At 59.0% G+C, this 9,294-nt stretch carries 8 protein-coding genes; 1 reads left to right on the plus strand and 7 read right to left on the minus strand.

Annotated features, from left to right (window positions below; translation table 11 throughout):
- Positions 1-91: 91 nt before the first annotated feature.
- Complete coding sequence (locus Q0K17_RS01305) at positions 92-1,171, minus strand: branched-chain amino acid aminotransferase (protein WP_294538931.1); 1,080 nt, start codon at positions 1,169-1,171, stop codon at positions 92-94.
- Positions 1,172-1,391: 220 nt separating this feature from the next.
- Between Q0K17_RS01305 and Q0K17_RS01310 the strand changes: the two genes are divergently transcribed.
- On the plus strand, positions 1,392-2,045 hold the full coding sequence (locus tag Q0K17_RS01310) for an HAD family phosphatase (RefSeq protein ID WP_294538934.1): 654 nt from the start codon (positions 1,392-1,394) through the stop codon (positions 2,043-2,045).
- Positions 2,046-2,192: 147 nt separating this feature from the next.
- Here Q0K17_RS01310 and Q0K17_RS01315 read toward each other — a convergent pair whose 3' ends face one another.
- The 6 genes from Q0K17_RS01315 to Q0K17_RS01340 form a co-directional block, all read right to left on the minus strand.
- Positions 2,193-4,115, minus strand: coding sequence for a peptide ABC transporter substrate-binding protein (locus Q0K17_RS01315; RefSeq protein WP_294538937.1), 1,923 nt, complete (start codon positions 4,113-4,115; stop codon positions 2,193-2,195).
- A 271-nt stretch (positions 4,116-4,386) separates the two neighbouring features.
- Positions 4,387-5,430 carry an ABC transporter ATP-binding protein gene (locus Q0K17_RS01320; RefSeq protein ID WP_294538940.1) on the minus strand — a complete coding sequence of 348 codons (1,044 nt, stop codon included), beginning with the start codon at positions 5,428-5,430 and terminating at the stop codon, positions 4,387-4,389.
- A 1-nt stretch (position 5,431) separates the two neighbouring features.
- A complete protein-coding gene (locus Q0K17_RS01325) occupies positions 5,432-6,445 on the minus strand; it encodes an ABC transporter ATP-binding protein (protein WP_294538943.1) in 1,014 nt (337 codons plus the stop codon).
- A 13-nt stretch (positions 6,446-6,458) separates the two neighbouring features.
- Entirely contained in the window at positions 6,459-7,535 is a 1,077-nt protein-coding gene (locus Q0K17_RS01330) for an ABC transporter permease (protein ID WP_366776618.1), read from the minus strand.
- A 36-nt stretch (positions 7,536-7,571) separates the two neighbouring features.
- Positions 7,572-8,483 carry an ABC transporter permease gene (locus Q0K17_RS01335; RefSeq protein WP_294538948.1) on the minus strand — a complete coding sequence of 304 codons (912 nt, stop codon included), beginning with the start codon at positions 8,481-8,483 and terminating at the stop codon, positions 7,572-7,574.
- A 361-nt stretch (positions 8,484-8,844) separates the two neighbouring features.
- The coding region (locus Q0K17_RS01340; protein ID WP_294538951.1) for an iron hydrogenase small subunit at positions 8,845-9,294 on the minus strand (450 nt) is incomplete at its 5' end.

Below are 9,294 nucleotides of genomic sequence, written 5' to 3' on the forward strand. Positions count from 1 at the left end.
GCGCAAAAGCGCGCAGCCGTATTTATACACAGCTGCGCGCTTTTTTCAATTCGTTTTCAATTGTAAAAGTTTTGCGAAGGAGCCTTGCCTATCAGTTCTTGTGCTCCACCTTGACGGTCCAGCCCTTGGTGTCGGGCAGCTTGCCCCACTGGATGCCGGTGAGGGTGTCGTACAGTTTCTGGGTCAGGGGTCCGATCTTGCCGTCGCTGATGTTGGCGACCTTGCCTTCCCAGTCCAGCTCCTTGACGGGGCTGACCACGGCGGCGGTGCCGGTGCCGAAAACTTCTTCCAGCTTGCCTTCGTCGGCAGCCTTCATCACATCGGCGATGGCCAGCTTGCCTTCGATGACCTCATAGCCCCAGTCCTTCAGCAATTCGATGATGGAACGGCGGGTAACACCGGGCAGGACGGTGCCGGTGCAGGCGGCGGTGTAGATCTTGCCGTCGATCTTGAACATGATGTTCATGGAACCGACTTCCTCGACGTACTTCTTTTCCACGCCGTCCAGCCACAGAACCTGGCTGAAGCCCTTTTCCTCGGCCAGTTCGCCGGCCTTGATGGAAGCGGCGTAGTTGCCGCCGCACTTGGTGAAGCCGGTCAGGCCCGGAGCGGCACGGATGTATTCATCTTCCACATAGATGCGGACGGGGTCCAGACCCTCGGCGTAGTAGGCGCCGGAGGGAGAACAGATGATGACGAACAGATAATGGCGGGAAGCATGCACGCCCAGGCCCACATCGGTGGCAAAGGCGAAGGGACGGATGTACAGCGATGCACCGTCGCTGTGGGGCACCCAGTCACGATCCACATCCACCAGGGTCTCCACGGCCTGGATGAAATCCTCCACCGGAATGGGAGGCATGCACAGACGGTCGGCGGAATCCTGGAAGCGCTTGGCGTTGCAGTCGGGGCGGAACAGCTGGATGGTGTTGTCCGCGGTGCGGTACGCCTTCATGCCCTCAAAGATCTCCTGGGCATAGTGGAAAACGGTGGTGGCAGGGTCCATGGGCAGGCTCCCGTAGGGCACAATACGGGCGTCATGCCAGCCTTCGCCGGCGGTATAGTCCATCAGGAACATATGGTCGGTAAAGATCTTGCCGAACCCGAGCTTGCTCTCGTCCTGAGGTTTTTCTTTGGGCGTTGTGGTACGCGTGATTTTGATGTCCAACATTTTTCCTTCTCTCCTTACTATCGCACAAATATTCGCACAAAACAGCATATGCGGCCGTCTGGCGCCATACCGCGGGGGAGCGGTCCGTATAGCTATGCCTTATTATAGCGCTCTAAAGTGGTGAATACAAGCCCCAGGAAGGAACTTTTGTTGCAAGCGGCAGATTTTTGCGGTACAATAAGGGCGCGATTCCAACCGCACAGGAGAAGGAGAAAGTAGTATGGTCAAGGGTGTTATTTTTGATATGGACGGCCTGATGTTCGACACCGAACGGCTGTGGGATACCTTCTGGGCTCCCTGCTGCCGCAAGCTGGGTCTGCCCCAGCCGGGGCCGGAATTCATGGCCAGCGGCCGGGGTCTGGCCGGGGAAAATCTGCTGCGGCATCTGGCGGAGTTCTATCCCCAGATCGACCCAAAAGTGATGCTGAAGGAAGTCTATGACATCGCAGCGGAGCGCTTCACCCATCCCGTTCCCTGCAAACCCGGTCTGCACGAACTGCTGGAATGGCTGAAAAAGCATCATATCCCCTGCATTGTGGCCAGTTCCAGCCCCCGCCATATGATCGAAAACAATCTGAAAAACGATCATGTGGACGGATACTTTCAGGGCATCGTCTGCGGGGACGATGTGGAACACTCCAAACCGGACCCGGATATCTTCCTGAAAGCGGCCGCCCAGCTGGGGCTGCCCGCCAAGGACTGTCTGGTGCTGGAGGACAGCTTCAATGGGGTACGGGCCGGCCACGCAGCGGGTGCCGTGACCGTGATGGTGCCCGATCTGGCCCAGCCCGATGAGGAAATCAAACAGCTTTACACCTGCTGCTGCCACGATCTGCTGGAAGTGCGGCAGCTGCTGGAGGAAGGCAAGCTGTAAGGTTGCCGCGCTTGTTCTGCCGGAATCCGGCAGAACTTTTTTATTGTCGCCATTTTCAGCCGCTGCCTTTGACAGACAAAAAAACCGCCCCCGTGCCAAGCACGGGGGCGGTTCTTATTTGCTGTTCAAGCCGTTGTGCTGATCAGATCAGGCAGCGGTCTTGGTGGCATGGTGGAAGTACTTGAAGCCGAAGGAGTTGGTGTAGACGCCTTCCACATTGGACTTCTGCATGTAGGGGTCGTTGTAGTAGTACAGAGGCACAATAGCCCAGGTTTCCATGAGCATGTTCTCAGCCTGGTGCATCAGACCAACACGCTTGGTCAGATCGGTCTCAGCCTTGATGCTGGCGATCAGATCGTTGTAGGTATCCCAGTTCTGCGGAGCGTAGGAAGGCACGGAGCCGGTCTCATCGGGACGGCCGAACTGAGCGTCGTTGTTGCCGGACTCGGTGGTCCACATCTCCAGCATGTTGATGGGGTCATCGAAGTCAGCCAGCCAGCCCTGACGGCAGACGTCGTAGTTGCCGGCCTTACGTTCGTTCAGGAAGACGTTCCAGGACTGGGTCTCCACGTCGACGGTGATGCCAACAGCGGCCATATCCTGCTGGATAGCAGCGCCGATGGCCTCGTTGCCGGCGCCTTCGTTGGTCAGGTAGGTGAAGGACAGCGGGGTGGAGGAGCTCAGCATGCCGTTGTCGTCAAACTCGTAGCCAGCGCTCTCCAGCAGGGAGATAGCGGTCTGCAGGTTTTCTTCGTAGGCATCCTCGGTGGGATCGAGGTAGCCGACGGCCTCGGCATCGGGATAGGTGTAGCTGTCGGTGTTCTGACGGAATTCAGCGCCGTTGGAGTCGCTCATGCCGGCAGGAACGAAGGTGTTGGCCAGTTCCTGGCCAGTCTGACCGATGGTGTCAACGATGTACTGACGGTCGATCAGCAGGTTGATGGCTTCACGCATGGCGTTGGCCTGCTCGGGGGTCTTGCCCTCGAACAGCTTGGAGTTCACGTTGAAGCCAACATAGTAGGTGCCGATGTTGGTGGCAATGTAGAACTCAGGATCGGTACCGTTGTGCTTGGGGATCTGCTCGTTGGGGATGGTATCGATGAAGTCCAGGTTGCCGGCCATGTAGGCGTTGTAGATAGCGGTGTCATCGGCGCTCAGCATGAACTGCAGGGTCTCGATGGAAACGCTGTCGGCATCGTAGTAGTTGGGGTTCTTGGTGTAGGTCATGCTCTCGTCATGGTTCCAAGCGGTGCAGGTGTAGGGACCGTTGGAGACGAAGCCGGCTTCCAGAGCCCAGGCGCCGGGGTTGGTGCCGTCGGTGTTAGCAGCTTCCACAGAAGCCTGCGGGACCGGGAAGAAGGTCGGGAAAGCGCACAGGCTCAGGAAGTACGGGCAGGGGCTGACCAGGGTGACGGTCAGGGTGTAGTCGTCGGTAGCCTCAACACCCACCAGGATGTTGTTGGCTTCCTGCTCAGCCAGAGCAGCGTCGCTGTACACTTCAGCGGGAGTGCTGTACTCTTCGCCGGAAGCAGCGGCAGCCTCAGCGGCAGCAGCGTCATATTCGGGGTTGGCAACCATTTCCTCGGCAGCCTCGTTCTTGGCGATCAGGCCGTCGAACAGGTAGCTGTAGTCGGAAGCGGTCATCGGGTTGGCGGCACGGTTCCAGCTGTAGACGAAGTCCTTAGCGGTCAGGTCGGTGCCGTCGCTCCACTTGCTCTGACGCAGGTGGAAGGTGTAGGTCATGCCGTCCTCGGAGACGTCGTAGCTTTCCGCCACGCCCGGGGCCAGCTGGCCGTTTTCGTCGTAGGTCAGCAGACCCACGAAGCTGTTGACTGCCAGAACGGCGCCGTCAACGGTGGAGTTCAGAGCCGGGTCCAGACGGTCGGGCTCAGACGCCAGGTTGATGTACAACGTGCTGGTGTCAGTGTTGAGCACAGACTCAGTGGAAGCAGACTCCGAAGTCGCAGCCGCGGAACCGGTCTCGCCGGTGGTAGCGGTGCTGGAAGCGCCGCAGCCAGCCAGACTGACGACCATGGCGGCAGCGAGTGCAGATGCCATGAGCTTTTTCATTGTTCTTTCCTCCTAGAGATTCTATCAGAAACCCGGACAAAAGCGGACGTTCCGCCCTTGTCTGGACTTCTCCTGATACAATGCCCATTATAATTTCTGGCTCCGGCATTTGCAATGCCAGTGGCCAAGCTGTTGCTTTTCAGTCACCATTTTTGGGCAGGGTGCCAAAATTCGCACACGGCAAGCGCCTTGTCTTTGGGTGTTCTGTTATGCAACTGCCTGCCCATGGGCAACGGACAGGCAGAATTTCCCTTTTATCGGGCCGGCTTGCTTACTTGTTCCAGCAGGCGACATAGTGGCCGTTGCCGCGGTCGGTGAACGGAGGCATGGCCTTGGCGCACTGCTCGGTGGCGTAACGGCAGCGGGTACGGAAGGGGCAGCCGCTGGGCATATGCAGCGGGCTGGGCACGTCCCCTTCCAGCACGATACGCTTGGACGCACGGGCGGTACGCGGATCGGGTACCGGCACGGCGGACAGCAGGCTCTGGGTATAGGGATGGATGGGATTGTCGTTGAGCTCGTCAGAATCGGCCAGCTCCATCATCTTGCCCAGGTACATAACGGCGATACGGTCGCTGATGTGGTGCACGACCAGCAGGTCGTGGGCGATGAAGAGGTAGGCAACGCCCAGCTTCTCCTGCAGATCCTCAAACATGTTGACGACCTGGGCCTGGATGGAAACGTCCAGAGCGGAGACGGGCTCGTCGCAGACGATGAACTTGGGGTTGACCGCCAGGGCACGGGCAATGCCGATACGCTGACGCTGGCCGCCGGAGAACTCATGGGGATACCGCATGGCGTGCTCGGCGTTCAGGCCGACCAGTTCCATCAGTTCCATGACGCGCTCGTGGCGTTCCTTCTTGTTGCTGCACAGCTTGTGCACATCCAGAGGTTCCCCGATGATGTCCTCGACGGTCATGCGGGGGTTCAGGGAAGAATACGGGTCCTGGAAGACCATCTGCATTTCCTTGCGGTAAGGCAGCATGTCCACATGGACCTTCTTGCCCATGACCGGCTTGCCGTTGGCATCCACCTTCAGCTGGCCGTTCTCATCGTACTGCTCACCGCTGTCATAGATGACCTTGCCGTCGAAGGTGATGCGGCCGGCGGTGGGTTTGTACAGCTGGAGCAGGGTGCGGCCGACGGTGGTCTTGCCGCAGCCGGATTCGCCCACCAGACCCAGGGTCTCACCCGGGCGGATGGCGAAGGAAACATCATCCACAGCCTTGAGGTGGATGGTCTTGGCCAGGCCGGCACGAACGGGGAAATATTCCTTCAAATGCTCGACCTGCAAAAGGTATTCGCTGTTTGCCATCTTACTTCCCCTCCTTTGCATTCTTCACATTGAGCCAGCACGAAGCCATGTGGTGTTCGCCCACCTGGAGTTCCGGGGGCAGTTCGCGCAGGCAGATCTTCATGGCGGAATCACACCGGGGGCAGAAAGCGCAGCCCGCGGGCAGGTCCAGCATGTTGATGGGCGTGCCGCCGATGGGAATCAGCCGCTCTTTCATGTTGGAGCCGGAGGGGATGGAACGCAGCAGGCCCTTGGTGTATTCGTGGGCCGGCGCGTAGAAGATGTCGTCGGCGGTGCCGCGCTCACACACACGGCCGCCGTACATGACGATGATCTCATCGCACATGGAGGCGATGACGCCCAGGTCATGGGTGACGATGATGATGGCCATGCCCAGCTTCTTCTGCAGATCCTGCATCAGTTCCAGGATCTGGGCCTGGATGGTCACGTCCAGGGCGGTGGTGGGCTCGTCGGCGATCAGAATGTCGGGTTCGCAGGCCAGAGCCATGGCGATCATGACACGCTGGCGCATGCCGCCGGACAGCTCATAGGGATACTGCTTGATCCGCTTTTCCGGTTCATTGATGCCCACCAGTTCCAGCATCTCAATGGCACGGGCCTTGGCCTGGGCCTTGTTGCGGTCGGTGTGCAGCATGATGGCTTCCATCAGCTGGTTGCCGATGGTGAACACGGGGTTCAGGCTGGTCATGGGGTCCTGGAAGATGATGGAGCAGCATTTGCCGCGGAAGGACTGCATCTGCTTTTCATCCCACTTGGTGATGTCCTGACCCTTGTACAGGATCTGACCGCCGGTGATGCCGCCGTTCTCGGACAGGATGTCCATGATGGAATAGGCGGTGACGGACTTGCCGGAGCCGGATTCGCCCACGATACCCAGGATCTTGCCCGGTTCCAGGGCGAAGGAGACGCCGTTGACCGCATGCACTTCGCCGCCCTTGTCGGTGGAGAAGGTGGTATGCAGGTCCTTGACTTCCAGGAGGTATTTCCAGTCCTGGCTGGTTTTTACTTCACTCATACTTTGCCCCTCCTCAGCGCTTCAGTTTGGGGTCGAACGCGTCGCGCAGACCGTCGCCCAGCAGGTTGAAGGCCAGAACGATCAGGCAGATGATCAGCGACGGGAAGACCAGCTTCATGGGATAGCTGTTGATACCCGCACGGGCTTCGTTGGCCAGAGAACCCAGCGAAGGCATGGGCACCTTGACGCCGATGCCCAGGAAGGACAGGTAGCTTTCGGTGAAGATGGCAGAGGGGATCTGCAGCGCCACCGAGATGATGATGACGGACAGGCAGTTGGGCAGGATGTGCTTGCGCAGGATGCGGCCGCTGGGGGTGCCGATGGTGCGGGCCGCCAGAACGTACTCGTTCTGCTTGATGGTCAGGATCTGACCGCGGACCAGACGGGCCATGCCCACCCAGTACAGCAGGCCGAAGACCATGAACAGGGCGATCATGTTGGTGCCCAGGGACTGCAGCATGGGAACCTTTTCAATGACCGGCTTCAGGGTCTCGTTCAGAACAACGGAGAGCAGAATGATCATCAGGGTGTCCGGCAGACTGTAGATAATATCCACGATACGCATCATGATAATATCCACCGTGCCGCCGCACCAGCCCGAGATGGAGCCGTAGATCAAGCCGATGATCAGCACCATGATGGATGCCACCAGGCCGACGGCCAGGGAGACGCGGGTGCCGTAGATGACGCGGATGAAGTAGTCACGGCCCAGGCTGTCGGTGCCCATCACATGGGGGAACAGCTGTTCGCCGGTCTCTTCCATATACTGCAGTTCGCGGTCGGACCATTCGAAGGGAGCCAGGTTGGTGGCAGTCTTGTCACGGCGGCCGTCCACGGTGATGATGTCCTCATAGCTGTAGGGGACAAAGAACGGAATGATGATGATGCTGAGCAGCAGCAGGACCAGCACGACGATGCTGCCCACGGCCAGCTTGTTCTTCATCAGGCGGCGGCAGCCGTCCTTGAAGAAGGTCACGCTTTCGCCCATGACCTCCTGCTGTGCCTTTTCTTCGTCGGTGGCGGGTTCAAAGTCAGCGGAGCTGAACTTGGACAGATCGATCTGGACCGAAAGAGGGTTCTTTTCGGGCATACCGTTTTCTGCGTAGGTCATTTTCTTTCCTCCTTCTTACTCCAGTTCGATGCGCGGGTCGATCAGCTTGTACACCAGGTCGGTGATCAGGTTGGCCGACACCATCAGGATGCCCAGGAACAGGGTGGTGGCCATGATCAGGGGGTAGTCGCTGTTGTTGATGCTGTTGACGAACTGGGTGCCCAGGCCGCCGATGGTGAAGATGCTCTCAACGACCATGGAGCCGGTAATGATGTAGGCGATCATGGGGCCCACATAGGTGACAACGGGGATCAGCGCATTGCGCAGGGCATGCTTGAAGATCACCTTGACCTGGGGCACGCCCTTGGCCCGGGCGGTACGCACATAATCCTGGCCCAAGGCGTCCAGCATGCTGGTCTTGGTCAGACGGGTGATGTACGCCATGGGGTACAAGGACAGGGAAACCACCGGCAGGAAGTAGTTGGGGTTTTCCGCGCTCCACACCGGGAAAATGTTCAGCTGCACGCAGAATACCAGCAGCAGCAGGGTGGCCAGAACGAAGCTGGGCACACCGGTGAACAGGGTGGTGAAGAAGATGATCAGCCGGTCCGGCAGCTTGTTGCGGTTCAGGGCCGCAATGCTGCCCAGAACCAGACCCAGAACCACCGCCACCGCGGCAGCCTGCAGACCCAGCTGAGAAGAAACGCCGAAGCGGGTGATCAGGGTGGAGGTAATATCACGGCCGGTCTTCAGGGACACGCCCCAGTCACCGTGCAGGATATTGTTCATATACAGGATGTACTGCTCCCCCACCGGTTTATCCAGGTTGTAACGTGCTTCCAGCACGGCCTGGACCTGGGGACTGGGAGCCTTTTCCTTGTTGAAGGGGCCGCCGGGGATCGCGTTCATCGCGAAGAAGGTGATCAAGCTGATAATGATCACGGTCACGATCGCCAGCAACACACGTTTTACGACATATCGGGTCACGTTCGTTCACTCTCCTCATTAAATACGGGGCCCTGCAGGACCCGCGCTGGCTGCGTGTTTTGAACGGGCCGCCGCCCGTTTTCCCCGCCTGTTCCCCGTTTCGGGAGGGTGCCGGGTACGGAACACGTTTGTGTGCCTTCGGCGGACACCCCATCACAAAAAAAAGGAACGACAGCGTTTGATCAAACGCCATCGTTTGAGCAAAGGAATCTTCAATAAAATATCACAAAATTGTAACGTTGTCAACTTTTCCGCCGGACAGAAAAGCCCCTTCAAATGTGAAAATTTGCCCGGTGCCTACCGGCACCGGGCATAAAAATCCAACTTTATTCTTTGTGTAAAGCCTTTTCAGGAAGTATTTTTATTCATTTTTTCCAGCCTGGGAGGGCATCTCCCAGCCAAAGTGATCGGTGTGCAGCCAGGCTTCGGCTGTCTCGCTGCCGGGAGCGCCCAGGGCTTCCCGGTACAGGGCCTGGATGGCGGGATTTTCGTGGGAGAAGCGCAGGGCACAGCCCTTGTCGATGCTGTACAGTACCTGTCCGCGGCTCTGGGCCAGCTCCTCATCGTCGGGGCTGTGGGGCTGTCCCCCGCCGCCGGCACATCCGCCGGGACAGGCCATGACTTCCACGAAATCGTAGTGCACACGGCCGGCGCGCACCGCTTCGATGAGGCGGCGGGTGTTGGCCAGCCCGCTGACCACCGCCGTTTTCACCACGGCGCCGCCCAGGTCGAACTCGGCCTCGGTCCAGCCCGGAGTGCCGTCGGCAGTTCCCCGCACGGCACGGAAGGCTTCCGGCGGCGGGTTCTGGTT

Source organism: uncultured Gemmiger sp. (assembly GCA_944388105.1).
Classification (GTDB): domain Bacteria; phylum Bacillota; class Clostridia; order Oscillospirales; family Ruminococcaceae; genus Gemmiger.

Bases quoted from the DNA above. Each gene is read 5' to 3' on its own strand.
- Q0K17_RS01325 (WP_294538943.1), bottom strand. From the start codon at position 6,445: ATGAGTGAAGTAAAAACCAGCCAGGACTGGAAATACCTCCTGGAAGTC.
- Q0K17_RS01315 (WP_294538937.1), bottom strand. From the start codon at position 4,115: ATGAAAAAGCTCATGGCATCTGCACTCGCTGCCGCCATGGTCGTCAGT.
- Q0K17_RS01310 (WP_294538934.1), top strand. From the start codon at position 1,392: ATGGTCAAGGGTGTTATTTTTGATATGGACGGCCTGATGTTCGACACC.
- Q0K17_RS01330 (WP_366776618.1), bottom strand. From the start codon at position 7,535: ATGCCCGAAAAGAACCCTCTTTCGGTCCAGATCGATCTGTCCAAGTTC.
- Q0K17_RS01320 (WP_294538940.1), bottom strand. From the start codon at position 5,430: ATGGCAAACAGCGAATACCTTTTGCAGGTCGAGCATTTGAAGGAATAT.
- Q0K17_RS01305 (WP_294538931.1), bottom strand. From the start codon at position 1,171: ATGTTGGACATCAAAATCACGCGTACCACAACGCCCAAAGAAAAACCT.